The organism is Geobacillus genomosp. 3 (assembly GCF_000445995.2).
In the GTDB taxonomy this organism is placed as follows: domain Bacteria; phylum Bacillota; class Bacilli; order Bacillales; family Anoxybacillaceae; genus Geobacillus.
Genome location: NC_022080.4, coordinates 292676 through 308898, shown reverse-complemented (window position 1 = coordinate 308898; position 16223 = coordinate 292676). Strand labels below are relative to the sequence as shown.

Here is a 16223-nt window from a genome sequence, read left to right as displayed (position 1 = left end):
CCACAAGCAGAGAGCCTTGTCCCCATGCAAACGATGCGATAATCTTGACTTTCATCCCTCTCCATGACCGCCGTCCAGCTGGCAAGACGACTGTGGCCATTCTCACCACGCCCGTTTCACCCGTTCCAGCAGCGCATACGGAATCGCTTCCCCGATCCGCCCGTTGCGCCCGGTTGTCGTCTCCGCCATCGTGAGCGAATTCCAAATCGCTTCCTCGGTCGCCTCAATCGCCGCCTGGAACAGCTCATTCATAAGCGGCGCATCGTCGCGGACGAGCGGCGGGACCGATTGAAGGGCGGAATCGGAAAAATGCGGGATCGTGTAAGCGTTGGAAAACGCAATCACAATATCACCGCTCCCGTGATGGACGCAGCTTCCCGTCCGCCCGAGCCCCACCGTCGCCCGCCTCGCCAGCCGCTTCAACTGCCGGGCATCGAGCGGCGCATCGGTCGCGATGATCATCATAATCGACCCAGGCGGCACTTCCCGTTCATCGAACGCCGGCGGCACATACGGCACAAACCGCAGCTCCTCGCGCCGGCCGAAATTGCTCACCACCAGCGCCCCGACCGTATACATCCCGCCCGCGATCCGCGATGAACTGCCGACGCCCCCTTTCCAGCCGAAACACATCATCCCCGTCCCGGCCCCGACCGCTCCTTCTTCCATCTCCACCCGCGCCGCGGCAATCGCCTCTTTCGCATGCTCCTTCGTCACCGCCATCACCCGCGCTGTATTCAAATAGCTGTCATTGCATTCCCCGACGACAATGTTGACCGACCCCGTCACATCCCCAATCTCCGGCGTCGCCTCCAACATATATTCCAGCGTCCCTTGCCAAACCGCCCCGACGCTGAACGTATTCGTCAGCATAATCGGCGACTCGATCGTCCCAAGCTCCTCCACCTGCACCAACCCGGTCGTTTTCCCAAACCCGTTCAACACAAAACAAGCCGCCGGCACTTTCTCCAAAAACAAATGGCCTCCGTGCGGCAGCACCGCCGTCACCCCGGTGCGAATCACCGTCCGTTCATCGACATCTTTACGAATCGTCACATGACCGACCCGCACCCCAGGCACATCCGTGATTTGATTGCGTCTCCCCACCGGAAGCGTGCCGATGGAAAAACCGAGATCGCGAAGCTTGCGGCGCATCCATCCCACCCCCGTCGCTTTTCTCCGCCTTCTTTCAAACCGTCCAACGCCAACGCAGCATGTCCGCCGACACGACGGTGAACGAGAAAGAAGCGTGATTGTTCCCATGTCAAGTATATCGCATCGGACTGAGGAAATGCAGCAACGGGAAAGAAAGGCGGTGAACAACCATGCTTCTGGATCAATGGGGCTATACAAAAAAGCAGATGCCAAAACGTCCCATGTGTGGAACAAAAAAGCGGCTTCCTGCGAAGCAAGCGGCGCAAGAATGAGCAGCGGATGCAAAACGAAGCGGGTCGACCGGGGAAGTGCAGCCATCCGGTTTCTTCAAACAGAAGACGTTCAGGCGATGGCGTGACATTGAAGAGAGTTTCGCCTCTTATAAGCGCGACAAAAACTAGGCGGAAGCGCATGGAGAAAGCGGCTAACTTCCGTTTCAAACTCTCGTAGGTACGATAAAAACTGATGCGTATCGTGATTATTTCAACGGAAAGACAAAGTTTCAATCCCTCATAGGTACGATAAAACCCCAGAAATACCTTTGATATCAAGCTTTCTTGCTAAGGCTATTTTCAGAATATCGAATTTTAAAAATTCCGTCAATCCTCTTCATACTCGATGGCTGTAAGATTGAGGGGCATAAAAAGATTGTCGTCGCCCCTAGGGTTTTGGCATGATTGGAGGTCGACGACAATGTTGAAGCGGGTTTACTCCTTCAGCTGTTCGATCTTTTCCGCCGGCAGCCCGGTCAGTTCTTGGATCTATACCTGCGCCATGGCGCAGACCATACGGGTACGTTTTCCTTTTCCCAAACATGAGTAAACTTAAAATGCACTACTTTTTAAGAAACACACGGAAAAGATCGCTTGCATTTTCCGAATTTACCCATTATTATAGTAATAGGATCATACCACAGCAATGATCTCAGGGTTACTATGATAAGGGCTTTCTGCCTAGGGCAGACTGACCCGCGGCGTTGGGGATCGCCTATCGCCCGCTTTTGGCGGGCATTCCCCATCCTCAGGCAAACGAAGACCTTGGCGGAACACGCTGAGGTCTTTTTTACTACATAACGATACCATTGGGAGGGGATGAACGTGAGATATAAAATCGGCCTGGATATCGGCATTACCTCTGTCGGCTGGGCGGTTGTGAATTTGGACATTCCGCGTATCGAAGACTTAGGTGTCCGTATTTTCGACAGAGCGGAAAACCCACAAACGGGAGAATCGCTAGCTCTCCCACGCCGCCTCGCCCGCTCGGCCCGGCGTCGATTGCGCCGCCGCAAGCATCGTCTGGAACGCATTCGCCGCCTGCTCATCCGTGAAGGAATTTTAATGAAAGAGGAACTGGACAAGCTGTTTGAGGAAAGGCATGAAATTGATGTCTGGCAACTGCGTGTTGAGGCACTGGACCGAAAATTGAATAGCGACGAGTTGGCCCGCGTCCTCCTTCACTTGGCCAAACGGCGCGGCTTCAAATCGAATCGCAAAAGCGAACACAACAGCAGGGAAAACAGCACCATGCTCAAACATATCGAAGAAAACCGGGCCATTCTCTCAAGCTACCGGACCGTCGCCGAGATGATCGTGAAAGATCCAAAGTTTGCACTCCATAAGCGCAACAAAGGAGAACATTACACAAACACGATCGCCCGCGATGACTTAGAGCGCGAGATTCAACTTATTTTCACCAAACAGCGTGAATTTGGGAATATGAATTGCACGAAAGAGTTCGAGAATGAATATATCGCCATCTGGGCGTCACAACGTCCCTTCGCTTCCAAAGATGACATCGAGAAAAAAGTCGGCTTTTGTACCTTTGAACCGAAAGAAAAACGGGCGCCAAAAGCAACATACACATTCCAGTCATTCATCGCTTGGGAGCATATCAATAAATTACGGCTCGTCTCCCCGGCAGGCACACGGGGACTCACTGATGAGGAACGCCGCCTTTTGTATGAACAGGCATTCCAAAAAAACAAAATTACCTATCATGATATACGGACGTTGCTCCGTTTGCCCGACGACACCTACTTTAAAGGCGTTGTCTATGACCGGAACATGCCATTAAAGCAAAACGAAACGATCCGTTTCCTTGAACTCGATGCCTATCACCAAATTCGGAAAGTCATCGATAAGGCTTATGGAAAAGGGAAATCAAGTTCATTTCTCCCAATCGATTTTGATACATTCGGTTACGCCCTGACATTATTCAAGGATGATGCCGATGTTCGCAGTTACTTGCAAAATGAGTATGAACAGAATGGGAAACCGATGCCGAATTTGGCGAACAAAACGTATGACAACGAACTGATTGAAGAACTTTTGAACTTATCATTCACAAAGTTCGGCCATCTGTCGCTAAAGGCGCTTCACAACATTCTTCCGTATATGGAACAAGGCGAAGTCTACTCTTCTGCTTGTGAGCGGGCAGGATACAAGTTTACAGGACCAAGGAAGAAGCAAAAAACAATGTTGCTGCCAAATATTCCGTCGATCGCCAACCCGGTCGTCATGCGTGCGTTGACACAGGCGCGAAAAGTGGTAAATGCCATTATAAAAAAATACGGTTCGCCGGTATCCATTCACATCGAGTTAGCCCGCGATTTATCACAAACGTTTGACGAACGGCGGAAAACAAAAAGAGAGCAAGATGAAAACCGGAAGAAAAACGAGACTGCCATCCGCCAGCTCATGGAGTATGGCTTGACGCTAAACCCAACCGGCCATGACATCGTCAAGTTCAAGCTGTGGAGCGAACAAAACGGAAGATGCGCCTACTCGCTTCAGCCGATTGAAATTGAGCGGCTGCTTGAACCTGGGTATACGGAAGTAGACCATGTGATTCCATACAGCCGAAGCTTGGACGACAGCTATACCAATAAAGTGTTGGTATTGACCAAAGAAAACCGCGAGAAAGGAAACCGCACCCCTGCCGAGTATTTAGGGGTGGGCACAGAACGTTGGCACCAGTTCGAGACATTTGTGTTAACGAACAAGCAGTTTTCCAAAAAGAAACGAGACCGGCTGCTCCGGCTCCATTATGACGAAAATGAAGAAACAGAATTTAAAAATCGAAACTTAAATGACACTCGGTATATTTCACGTTTTTTCGCCAACTTTATCCGCGAACATCTGAAATTCGCTGAAAGCGATGACAAACAAAAGGTATACACTGTCAACGGCCGCATTACGGCTCATTTGCGAAGCCGCTGGGAGTTTAACAAAAACCGTGAAGAATCCGATTTGCACCATGCGGTAGATGCCGCCATCGTCGCCTGCACAACGCCAAGCGATATCGCCAAAATCACCGCCTTTTACCAACGGCGCGAGCAAAACAAAGAACTGGCCAAAAAGACCGAACCGCATTTCCCGCAACCTTGGCCGCATTTCGCTGATGAGCTGCGAGCGCGTTTATCAAAGCATCCGAAAGAGAGTATAAAAGCTCTCAATCTTGGAAATTATGATAACGAGAAACTCGAATCGTTGCATCCGGTTTTTGTATCCCGAATGCCGAAGCGGAGTGTCACAGGGGCGGCTCATCAAGAAACATTGCGGCGCTACGTCGGTATCGATGAACGGAGCGGGAAAATCCAAACTGTCGTCAAAACGAAACTGTCTGAAATTAAGCTGGATGCGAGCGGACATTTTCCAATGTACGGAAAGGAAAGCGATCCAAGGACATACGAGGCAATCCGCCAGCGGTTGCTTGAACATAACAACGACCCGAAAAAGGCATTCCAAGAACCGCTGTACAAACCGAAAAAGAATGGAGAACCTGGACCTATCATCCGGACAGTAAAAATTATTGACACGAAAAACCAAGTCGTCCCGCTCAATGACGGCAAAACCGTCGCCTACAACAGCAACATCGTTCGGGTTGACGTATTTGAAAAGGACGGGAAATACTATTGTGTCCCCGTCTACACGATGGACATCATGAAAGGTGTTTTGCCAAACAAAGCCATCGAGCCGAACAAGCCGTACTCTGAGTGGAAGGAAATGACGGAAGACTATACGTTCCAATTCAGCTTGTATCCGAATGATCTCATTCGCATTGAGCTTCCTCGGGAAAAGGCAATAAGGACTAGTACAGGTGAAGAAATCAAAATTAAAGACTTTTTTGCATACTATAAGACGATTCACTCAGGTACGGGTGGAATGGAATTGATCAGCCATGACCGCAGTTTCTCTCTATCCGGCGTCGGTTCAAGAACCCTCAAACGATTCGAGAAATATCAAGTAGATGTGCTTGGCAACATCTACAAAGTGAGAGGGGAAAAGAGAGTTGGGTTGGCGTCATCTGCTCATTCGAAAACCGGGAAAACTGTCCGTCCGTTACAATCAACTCGTGATTGAACAAGAAGAGAAAGTGTCTATCCCACTCGAGGATATTTGTTCCATTATCATCGAGGAACAGGCCGTCAGTATCACGGCAATCGCTTTAAGCAAAATGGCCGAACATAATATTGCATTATTCACCTGTGACCAAAAACGGCTCCCCAATGGGTTGCTGCAGCCGTTTCAAAAACATTCCCGCCAAGTGGGCGTGCTGCACATGCAGTACGCCTACTCCAAGCCTTTTAAAAAGCGAATTTGGCAGCGGATCGTGATCCAAAAACTCATCAATCAAGGAAAGTGTTTGGAGTTCCTGAACAAAGAAGGAGCCAACGAGCTATACCGCATAAGCAAAACCGTCGACTCTGGAGACAGCAATAACCGTGAAGCGTATGGAGCGAAAAAGTACTTCCAGTATTTATTTGGCAACGAATTTACCCGGCGAAGCGATTCTGTGGTGAACACTTCCTTAAATTACGGATACGCCATTATGCGGGGACTCGTCGCCCGCTCTCTCGTTGGGTATGGCTTTTTCCCTTGCCTTGGGATTTACCACGACAATGAATTGAACAAATTTAATCTCGCTGATGACTTTATGGAAGTATTGCGCCCGCTTGTCGACCTATACGTAGCCCAACACATTCAACCGGATGATGAATTTTCTCCGTCCGTTCGGGCAGACTTATATAATTTGACCAATATGGACATACTAGTGAACGGAGAAAAACTGACCGTCGTGAACGCGGTGGAAGAAATGACGAAAAGCTTCGTCACCGCAAGCCGGAGCCAGGATCCTTCGTTGTTGAAATTGCCGGAACTTCTCCCATTGCAACTGCACGTGTATGAGTAAATTCATGCGGTTGCTCGTCTTTTTTGACCTTCCCGTCGTGACCAACCGGGAGAAGCGCGAATACCGGCGGTTTCGTACATTCCTGCTAAACGAAGGATACGATATGTTGCAGTTTTCGGTCTACAGCCGCGTCTGCCACGGACATGAGGCAACGGACAAACACTTGGCGAGGTTAAAACACAACTTACCCCCTCAAGGGTCGATTCGGGCAATGGTCGTAACGGAAAAGCAGTACGCAAAAATGCAGCTGCTTCTTGGGGAACCCACAGCACAGGAAAAGAAAATAACATCTACCCAGCTGACGCTTTTTTAAAAAAACCGAAATGGTTCCCCTTTTTGCATAAGCACATTTGCATTTTTTTGAAAGCAAAAAAGCCTGCGATCCTTGAGATAGCAGGCTTTTTTGGATACGTATTATACCACAGCGATAATCTCAGGGGAACTATGACGGTACGGTGATAACCTAGTCCGTGTATTTATTATACCACAGCGATAATCTCAGGGGAACTATGACTTGTCCTCCTGTTCACTTGCTGTTCGTTATATTATACCACAGCGATAATCTCAGGGGAACTATGACCACGATCTCAGCCATGCCTTCATGGTATTAATTATACCACAGCGATAATCTCAGGGGAACTATGACGCTTCGAGAAGGCCTCTCTCGCGCCCGTAGATTATACCACAGCGATAATCTCAGGGGAACTATGACTCGGCTGGCGCATGTTCGAGGAACACGCCGATTATACCACAGCGATAATCTCAGGGGAACTATGACGAGCATGATGAGATTACCACGTTGCAGGAATTATACCACAGCGATAATCTCAGGGGAACTATGACTACAAGAAACGGTATTTCTGTTTTGAATTTATTATACCACAGCGATAATCTCAGGGGAACTATGACCATCATCCCCCATGTTTGGCAAATCGGCGGCGACGGGGTTGTTATGGTGAATGTACTCGCCACGGCAATTTGCGCAATTCCACCGCCAGAAAGCGGAAGTCGAGAACCGTCCAAAATGGAAATTGAATCATCAATAAGGAAGATCCATCGTAGTGTTCATGGCAGCTGAAGACGGTGATGTCCCCCAACTTTTTCCGAAATGGTACTTTCAAGTTTCGTGAACACAATAAGAGGAAGGTGCTCCGCTCTTTTTCCGGCACCTTCCCCTGATCGGTCTGTGGAAAGACAAGGTGCGCGCTACCCTTTTATATCCCTCGCCAGCCTCTCGATGATCGCTTCTTGATAGCCGGCTTTTTTCGTTCGCTCGATGGCCTCTTTCACTGGCCGCAGCGGCTCGGACGCCACGGATGCGAGTTTGGCGAGGCGCTCAGGAGGGAGGTCCACGACCGGGTTGGCGGCCATATAATCGTCCAAGGAAAAACGCCAAAGGGTGACGGCTGGACCGTACCGTTCGAGCAGCCGCTCGGCCATGGCCAATCCTTCCGGGTCGAAGTCGCCCGAATAATACAGCTTGGCGCCAGAGGCCGCGAGCAAATCGAGCAGCTTGATTGTCGCTAGGTTCATTTGTCCGTTCGTGCTCACAAGCGGGGCGCGGGTGTCAAGCAACGTCGAGAAAACGCCGGCGTTTTCGACGATGTACACTGTTTGGCCGCAGGCGGGGTGGGCGCGTGCGAGGGGCAGCACTTCTCGCAACGGCACGTTCAGCGCAACGTTCCCCTCGACGGCGGCGGAAAAGACCCGATGAGGCCCTTCCTCGGTTTCCGCCAGGATGTTGGCGCACGTGGCAAAGTTTAATATATCTTCGCGGAGCAATCCGACGGACTGCAACAGTTCATTGACACTCTCCACAGACGTCGCGTCCCATTGGCCTGGGACGGCCGCTTGCAAGGCGGACAACAGCAGCCTTCCTGACAGTGTGGACAGGTCGAACGCGTGCGGATCGCCCGCCACTTGTTGGGCAAAGAGCGGGAGGCGCATGTAGGATGAAAGCGGCAGGCGGCGGAGAGCCTCGCCGACGAGGCGGACAGCTGCTTCAAGGCCATCGCGGTTCGTTTCGTACGCCGTTTGGACGAAGCGCTGGCTGCGGATCGTCGCGAACCAATGATGTTCCTCTACAAGGCGCGCGAAAAACCGCTCCCGTTCGTCCTCTTCCGCCTGAAGCCGCTCCTTTTTCGACACGAGCGATTCGCCAAAATATTGTTCCAGCAGAGCGACAAGTCCGACGCCCGCAAACTTGGTTTGTCCGAGCTGTTTTTCAAAAGTGGAAAGGGAGACGCGGGCGACGTCTTTGCCGAAAAAGGCGGCGATGGCCTCCCGTTCTTCGTCAGAGAACGATTGCAGCGAAACCGTGCCTCCCACGCGGCCAAGTGACTCGTACTTGCGTTTCATCTCGACAAACAGACGATGAAACGCCCGCTCGGAGCGGAAAAAGGCGGCGGCTTCCTTGGCGATGCTCACGTCTCAACCCTCTCCCATTCTTTGTCGTCGGCAACCAACTGTTTGACGCGCCCATTCCAACGGTAATGAATGACGGTGACAAACGACGCGTTGCGCGGGCGGACGAGTTCGCAAATGGACAAAGCGGGCACGGTGTCGTAGTCGCCCCAAAGAGCTTGCGAGTTCATGATATAGTTAAAACCAAGCTGTTCGACAAGGCCGAACATATTGCGGATATTGTTTTCGTCAACGCCGGCGAACGCCTCGTCGAGCGAGATGATGTACGGCGCGTCATCACCCGCTTCCTGGTAGCGCGAATACGCCGCGGCAAAGAGCGGAATGTACATCGCCATCGCCTTCTCCCCGCCGCTGAATTGGTAGAAGCGATGGTTCGTCAGCTCGCGTTTCGGCTCGTTTGTTTTTTCATAGTACAAGGTGAAGGCAAACCATTTCCGGTAGTCCAGCACTTCTTTAATGATCTGGTGGAGCGTGTTGCCTTGGCCGCGCTCCTCAAGCAATTCGCGGGCGCGCGTGATTTTGGAGCGGAAATGGTTCGTCACCCGCTGCAAATCTTCCTCTTTCAACAACCGCGAATCAATGCGCAAAAGGCGCACCAATTCTTTCGTATCCAGCTCCGCTTCCGTCTCCGCCGTTTTCGGTTTCCATTGAATGGACAACACAAGCCCTGATGATGTATCGAGACCGCCCATCAGCTTGTTCATATCGTTCACCCACCGCTCGGCGCGCTGGATGCGGCTGCGCAAAATGCGGCCGACTGATTTTAGAATGACATCTTCATACAGCTCGCGGTCTTGTTCTTTCATATATTCGTGCTGCAGGGCGATGTCGCGCTCCACCTCAGCGAGCACGGCAAACGGTGTGGCGCGCTGGCCTTTATAATCGAGGTAAATGACATGGCGCTCTTGTTTTTCCCGCCAATCGGCGGCTTTCATCGCCATCTCGTCATCCGGCGCGGCGGCGATCCATTCGTGCTCTCTTTGTTCCATCAACGGCTCGAATGCCGCTCGATATTCGGTCAAGTTGGACGACTCTTGGAAAAAGACGGTGTTCAGCCGCGCCAAAAGTGAGGAGCGCGTCTCTTTTAGCGCTGCTTCGTATCGTTGTTTCGCTTCTTTTGCCTGCTCCAAAAGGGGGAGCGAACGGTCGAGGTCTACGAGCCCAAGCGCCGCTTCATCGGCAAACGACCGCTCCCACATCGCGGCCAGCTGGCGGGCGAACGATTCTCGCCGCTCCCCTTGTTCCCGCTCCTCGACGAGGCGCATGAGGCGCTGTTCTGTCCGCGCCCGTTCGTTGACAAGGCGCGGAATTTCTCCGCGCAAAAATACCAACCGTTCTTGGATGCGGGCAATTTCCGCCCGAATGTCATCCGCCCCCATTTGTTTCAGCGTCCGTTCCATCTCTGACATTCGCAATGCAAGTTGCTCTTCGTCATCGCGAAGCTGATTTCGTTCCCCTTTCGCTTCGTCAATTTCCTCGCGCAGCGCTTCGAGCTGTTCGCGTTGTTGTGCGATCATCGCTTCGGTATGGCGCGTCTCGCGGTAAAGCACTTCGAGTTCGTGCAAATGGCGGACGTACGATTTCATGGCGAACTGCGCCTGTTCACAGCCTTCCGGGGAAAAGGCTAAGTCAAGCTCGGCCGACTCATCACGGAGCTGCTGCTTGATTTGTTTCCATTCCCGCGCCAAGAGGATGGCTTTTTCTTCTTGCCGCTTCCACTCCCGCTCTTTGCTTTCGGCCTGACGGCGCGCTTCTTGCGCTTCCTCAAACGCCGTGCGCACATCGCGGTCGGACGGAAACGCCATAAACCAATCGGCCAGCTCCTCGATGGCCGCTTCCACCGCCTGATGCTCCCTTCTCAGGCGTTCGATCTCTTGACCTAAAGCGGCGATCTCCGCTTCCAACGCCGCGATGTTCTCGAGCCGCCACCGTTCCCGCGCTGCACGGCCGATGAACATCGCCTTGTCTCTCTTTGGCGCATGACCGCGGACAAGACCGAGCGCATAGCGCCCTTGCTCATCCAGCGTCATGCCCGCTTGCTGTTCCACATCGGCGATGACGATGCTTCGCAAAATGTCGTCAATCCGTTCGGCTGGCACAGGAGCCTCTTCGTCGGGGCGCAAATAATCAGCCAGCGTATGCGCCATATGAACCGGGTTTGGGGTGAGAACACGGTCGCAGGCGACATCGACCTCGCGGGCCGTAATGAGTGCGTCAAGCAGACCGGCGTGCGAAAGCGCTGATTCGATCCGTTCGCGTACAGGGTCGGGTACATGGTCGGCAAACTCGACGGCGGCATAGAGCGGAACAAACGGAATTCCTTGCCGTTCCAAAGCCGAGCGGGCGGCTTCTGTCTGTTCGTCGCGCTCAGGCTCAGGATCGCGCTTCTCCCGCCAATGGCAGAGTTCCGCTTCACGCTCTGCCCGCTTCTCTTCCAACAGGCGGATGTCATGTTCGAGCCGCCATTTCTCATCGTTTTTCTTGCCGACAGCGGCATAATACGTTTGAACGAACGGGCGCTTCAAGTCATCGACCGAGTATTGTTCATATATGCCGCCCACTTGTTGCAAAAACATCTGAATGTCCGCTTCGGAAACGTCGACCCCTCCCCGCTCGACCCAAGCAAGCACCTCTTGTTCAAAACGCTCTTTCTCTTGTTCGAGCAGTTCTTCCCATTTCCGTTGCTGATGCCGCCATTCGTCCATTTCCCGCTGCCGCTCCCCCGCTTCGTTGCTCGCCTCTTCATAACGCCGCTGCAAATCGTCATGCCTGCGCCAAAGGCGGGCCAGCCCTTCAAGCCGCTCGATATGGCGGTCGGCTTCCTGTTTCCAAGCGGCAAACAAAAACTCCTGCTCCTTTTGGCGATGGCGGTGAAAGTCGCCTTCGTTCGTTTCATGCAAGGAAAAGGATCCTTCGTCGGCATCCATACTCAGCTGCTCCAGCTCGTCTTCAAGCTTCCGCTCAAGGTCGTCCAACCGTGCTTCCGCTTCATCGAGGCGGCGGCGGCGTTGGCGCTCGATCCGTTCCTTCTCCTCGATCGTCCGCTCATGCCGCTCTCGCCGCTCCCGCAGGCGCTGGCGCTCCGCCTTCAACTGTTCGTACTTCTCCGCCTGCTGGAACACTTCGTGGCCGGCCAAGTCGATTTCACGCGAGCGCAGCACATCTTCTTCGCGGCCAAGGCGGGTGATGGACTCCTCAAGCTCATCAAGCGTCGTTCGCGCCCGCTCTTCTTCATCGTGCAGGCGTTGTTGCTCGGCGGCGAGCTGTTCGGCCTGCTTGACCGCTTTTACGTATTCTGCCGCTTTTTCGGCGATCATATATTCGTTGTACAGGCGGTATTGATCGCAAAGGCGCTTCAACGCCCGCTCGTCGCGTTCAAGTTGCTCAAGCTGCTGTTTTGCCTGGTCCATGTTTTCGATTGTGTCCGACAAATGGCGAAGCTCTTCGTCGGTCAACGGAGGCAGCGAGCTTTCCAAAATCTCGTAAATGACCGTCGGCTTAAAATCTTTGGACAGCTTCGGACTGCGCAGTTGAATGAGCAGTTCGATCAGTTCTTGAAACGCTTCGATCGATTCAAAGCGAAACACATGTTTATTCACAAGCTCCATATACTCTTTTTGCGTCTCGACGACCGTCCCGCCCGCGCCAAGCAATGCGGCCAGCTCGCGTTTCGTCAACGGGATTTTCTCCCCTGTTTTTTCCTTTTTATATAGGGCGATGTCATGACCGACGCGGCGGTTGTCGAAGATGACAAATCCCCAGAAATCGAGGCTTTTTTGCCGCTTCGCGCGCAAGCCGATTCCCGTTGTCACGTATTGGTCCGACTGTTTTCGTTTGTATTCCAAAAACAAATACCCGGTTCGTTCGTCGCGGTTGACGACATCTTTTTCCCCGAGCAAGTAATCTTCCATCCGCCGCGCCCGCGAGCCGAATGGGTCAAGGCGGTCGGGCGTCTTTTTGCCGTCCAAAAGCACGGGGATTAAGCTTTGCATCGTCACCGATTTGCCCGCCCCGTTGCTCCCCCGCAAGAGCAGCTTTCCGTCAGCGAAATGGAAATATTGCTCATCGTAATACCAAAAATTAATCAGCCCGGCGCGATGAAGAACCCACGGGTTCATGATGCTCCTCCCCCTCTTTCGTGTCAAAATCGTCCGGATACCGTCCTGAAAGCCGACCAAGAAGCGGATAAAGGACGATCATGCCGGTATCGTGCTCCACATCCGCCATGCACCATTCGCTAAGCGCCGCAAGCACCTCTCGAACAAGCTCGGCGGCCGACATGTCACGATACGTCTTCCCCCATCCGCACCCGTAACGGCGGCGGCAATCAGCCAGCCAGGCGGAAAATTGTTCAGGCGTCAGCCGGAGGCGGCCATACTCATCCGGCGGACATTCCTCAAGCCGTTCGCGCACCAAAGCAGCAAAATGAAGAATGATCTCCGACGTCCCTTTCTGATCAGGAAAAGTGGTGTACGGCGCCTGCCGCTCAGGAAGCGTCAACATCGCCGCGTTTTTGTACAGCTCATACCGAAACGGCGTATGCGCTTCGATATCATCACGCAGCCGATGGCGAAAGTTGCGCAAGTAGTAAAAGTCTTGTTCATCCCCTTCCGTCCGGTACACCGCCGGGGACAAAAACAGTTTTCGGTACAGACGGTGCCGCCGATAGTCTTGCGGCGCCGCCTTCCACTCCTCGGCGAGCAGTTCCTCAAGCGATTCATACCGAAGCAAATCTTTCGGATACGTGCGCATGAAATAGCGAGCCAGCACCGGCACTTCGTACAGCGCCTCTTCCCCGGCGTGATGAGCGAACGCTTCCACCTCCCCATCCATCCGGCGGATGAGCCCGATTTGTTCCGCCGTTTTCAGCACGCGAATAAGCGCGCGCCGGTGCGAGTAGTTCGTCCAATCAACCGGTATATCTCCGGGATACATAGCGCGGATTTCCTCACATACGTCGGAAAGCAAAAACTTCTCTTCCACCGCCTTGCCTTCCAAATACGCCATCAAGCAACAAAACAACGCGTAGTCAAGCGGCTCTTGAAACGACTCGATCCCCATCCATGGCTCCGGTTCAGCCGGGATTTTCTCAAGTTTGGCGAAATAGCGATGCACGATGAGCCGATAGCCGAACTTCTCTTCGACATACCTTTTCAACACATGTTCGCGCTCGCGCACAAGTTGATACAACTCCGGCTCCTGTTCCCGAACGATCCAAAACTGTTCAAACAACGCGGCGAGCGCCTCTTTCGCCTGGTCGTCAAACGCCGTTTCCATTCTCATTCCCCCTTGAAAGCACATGGATTTCACAGTTCGGCATCACCAGCTCCCCATCCTCAGCGCGAAGGCAAATCGTGCCGTCTTTGTTCACCACTTTGACGACCCATCCGTTTTCCGTCTTCACCGCTTGTCCTTCACGCCCCATCGCCTTGGCGATCCAGCCGAGCAGCGTTTTCCGCACATAAGGGCTCACTTCGGGAAGTTCGGCAAGCACGATTTTTCCATCGGTCACAAGCTGTCTGAGCGCCGCTTCCTCACGCTCCTTTTCTTCCAAATAGCGGCGGCGCGCTTCGTCTTTTTCCATCTCTTTCTCATCGATCGCCTGCGGCTTTTTCTTTTCCCCGTAATGGCGGACGCGCGGTTTTGTCACCCATTCAAACGGCGGCTCATCCCATACGTCGCGATATATATTGTCCGTCGCCCCTGCATCGGCGACGAGATGTTTCGTATGGAAGCAGCCAAACACGACCGCTGACAGGCAGTGCGCCTCTTCAATCGATTCAAGGCGGGAAAACCAACGGGCCAAATGCAAGTAGTCGCCTTTGCGGCTGCGAAAATGGTGATGCCGCTCGCCAAGCCGTTGCACAACCCTCGTCAGGCGGCGAATCGCTTCATTCGTCTGGTATTGCAAAAACGACAGCTCGCTCTCACGCCCGTCGCGCCCTAAAAACCATTCGCACAAGCTGCGCCACGTCTCCCATTTTTCTTCAATCTGCATAGGACGCGGCGGCAGCGCTTCGGCAAAGCGCGGGATCGACCGCTCATAGTCGACGACATGCTCGATGAACTGCCGAACCCCTTCTTCCGGCAAATCTTCAAGCAATTGTTCAATCTGCATCGACGTTTTTTGCAAGGCGGCGATAAAATCGCGCAAATAGGCGGTGAACTGCTCTTTGTAGACAAGAAACGCCTCAGACGTCATCCGCTCTTCTAAATTTTCGCTGTGCAAGTAAGCGATGTAATCAGCGGAGTTTTGAATGATCTTCTTGAAATAGTCAAACGTCTCTTCCCATACTTGATGCAGTTCGTCCCGCTGCTCTTGAAAATCAGACGCAATGATCGTTTCCATGCGGGAAAGCGAGGCGTACAAGCGGTCAAACCGTGTTTTCTCAAGCGATCCCCCGAACGAATCCCCGAGCTGTTCAAGCGTGCGGATCATCCGCTCAATCTCCACCGTGTACGGGCTGCATTGGTAGCGGAACCGCTTTTTCTTAAACTCTTCAATCGTCCGCACATGCGCCGTCTCTTGGCGGGCGATCAAGTTGTTCCATTTGACGAGCTGGTCGAGGTCTTGCTGCAAATCGTCTTCGGTGTAATCGGCAAATTCCTCGTGCTGCTTTAAAAAGGCGTACACTTCTTCAGGAAACAAATATTGCCGCATCCGCTCGTGCTGAATGTAAAAGTAGCGCAAAATCGCCCGGTAGCGGTGCGCGTTTTCCGTCGATAAATACTTTGCTTCGACAATGGGTTTGAGCCATGTGGCGTCCATTTCCGTCCACCTTCGCTTCGTTTTCTCTACGTTTATTGTAACGATTCCCCCTACTCTTTTTCCAGCTCAAACCGTTTTCCTATTTTTCTCGCCATCGGGGCGCGTTTTTTGTAAAATAGAAGCGAAAAGGAGATGAAACGAATGGAAGCGTTGCTGCGGGAAATTTTGCATGAAGTGAAAGCGACGCGCGCGGCGGTCGAATCGCTCGAGCAGCGGGTTGGCGCCTTGGAGGGGCAAGTGGCCCAGCTCGATGAGCGGACAAGCAACCTTGAGCACCAGGTCGGTCAACTGAGAGAGCAGACGGCCACGCTTGCCCAGCGAATCGACTTGCTGGATGAGCGCACGAACGAAACGAAGGCGATCGCCGAAGCGCTCCGCCACGGGCAAGAAGTGCTGGCCGCCAAATACGAGGCGATGGCGCACGACCTCCATCATATGAAAGGCGACCTCACCCATATCACCTCCATCCTGGAAGACAAAGTGCTGCCTTCCCTCGCCGAACATGAAGCGGGACTGCATGTTTTGAACGCTCGCGTCTTCAAAACGGAAAGCACCCTTCACCGCCTTGTTCGTGCGTAACGTGTTCCCCATAAAGAAACGTTCCACACCGATTCCCTTTTCACCAGGCAGGCGTGAGCTGCCGTTTTTGTTCACGTGTTGATCCGTTCGCCTGCGCCATGGAACC

General features: G+C 52.9%; 10 protein-coding genes and 1 CRISPR repeat array. Of the genes, 5 read left to right on the top strand and 5 right to left on the bottom strand.

The genetic code is table 11. From position 1 onward, the window contains the following. Positions 1-102 precede the first annotated feature (102 nt). Entirely contained in the window at positions 103-1155 is a 1053-nt protein-coding gene (locus M493_RS01630; protein WP_020958525.1) for a P1 family peptidase, read from the bottom strand. A gap of 160 nt (positions 1156-1315) precedes the next feature. Here M493_RS01630 and M493_RS01625 point away from each other — a divergent pair, with 160 nt between their 5' ends. The 4 genes from M493_RS01625 to cas2 all read left to right on the top strand — a co-directional run bounded on the left by M493_RS01625 (position 1316) and on the right by cas2 (position 6658). Next, positions 1316-1513, top strand: a complete 198-nt coding sequence (locus M493_RS01625; protein WP_235183442.1) for a hypothetical protein — start codon at positions 1316-1318, stop codon at positions 1511-1513. A gap of 739 nt (positions 1514-2252) precedes the next feature. Continuing rightward, positions 2253-5516, top strand: a complete 3264-nt coding sequence (gene cas9 / locus M493_RS01620) for a type II CRISPR RNA-guided endonuclease Cas9 (RefSeq protein WP_041267823.1) — start codon at positions 2253-2255, stop codon at positions 5514-5516. Beyond that, positions 5446-6345, top strand: coding sequence for a type II CRISPR-associated endonuclease Cas1 (gene cas1, locus M493_RS01615; protein WP_020958522.1), 900 nt, complete (start codon positions 5446-5448; stop codon positions 6343-6345). The genes cas9 and cas1 overlap by 71 nt, the downstream gene beginning before the upstream one ends. A 4-nt stretch (positions 6346-6349) precedes the next feature. Next, a complete protein-coding gene (gene cas2, locus M493_RS01610) occupies positions 6350-6658 on the top strand; it encodes a CRISPR-associated endonuclease Cas2 (RefSeq protein WP_020958521.1) in 309 nt (102 codons plus the stop codon). Between the two features lie 100 nt (positions 6659-6758). Then, a CRISPR array of direct repeats spans positions 6759-7254; the repeat unit is 36 nt; unit sequence ATTATACCACAGCGATAATCTCAGGGGAACTATGAC. 297 nt (positions 7255-7551) lie between these two features. Here cas2 and M493_RS01605 read toward each other — a convergent pair. Genes M493_RS01605 through M493_RS01590 form a run of 4 tightly spaced genes read right to left on the bottom strand, consistent with a single transcriptional unit; the run spans position 7552 to position 15538 of the window. Further along, the gene (locus M493_RS01605; protein ID WP_020958520.1) at positions 7552-8772 is read right to left on the bottom strand and encodes a TIGR02679 family protein; all 1221 of its coding nucleotides are present in this window, start codon (positions 8770-8772) and stop codon (positions 7552-7554) included. After that, positions 8769-12890 (bottom strand): TIGR02680 family protein, encoded by a 4122-nt coding sequence (locus M493_RS01600; RefSeq protein WP_041267822.1) that lies wholly within the window; start codon positions 12888-12890, stop codon positions 8769-8771. Before M493_RS01600 ends, M493_RS01605 begins: the two co-directional genes overlap by 4 nt. Next, positions 12850-14046 (bottom strand): TIGR02678 family protein, encoded by a 1197-nt coding sequence (locus tag M493_RS01595; RefSeq protein ID WP_020958518.1) that lies wholly within the window; start codon positions 14044-14046, stop codon positions 12850-12852. The genes M493_RS01600 and M493_RS01595 overlap by 41 nt, the downstream gene beginning before the upstream one ends. Beyond that, positions 14030-15538 carry a TIGR02677 family protein gene (locus tag M493_RS01590; RefSeq protein ID WP_020958517.1) on the bottom strand — a complete coding sequence of 503 codons (1509 nt, stop codon included), beginning with the start codon at positions 15536-15538 and terminating at the stop codon, positions 14030-14032. Before M493_RS01590 ends, M493_RS01595 begins: the two co-directional genes overlap by 17 nt. A 141-nt stretch (positions 15539-15679) precedes the next feature. Here M493_RS01590 and M493_RS01585 point away from each other — a divergent pair, with 141 nt between their 5' ends. Then, positions 15680-16117 carry a hypothetical protein gene (locus tag M493_RS01585; protein ID WP_020958516.1) on the top strand — a complete coding sequence of 146 codons (438 nt, stop codon included), beginning with the start codon at positions 15680-15682 and terminating at the stop codon, positions 16115-16117. The last annotated feature ends 106 nt before the right edge of the window (positions 16118-16223 follow it).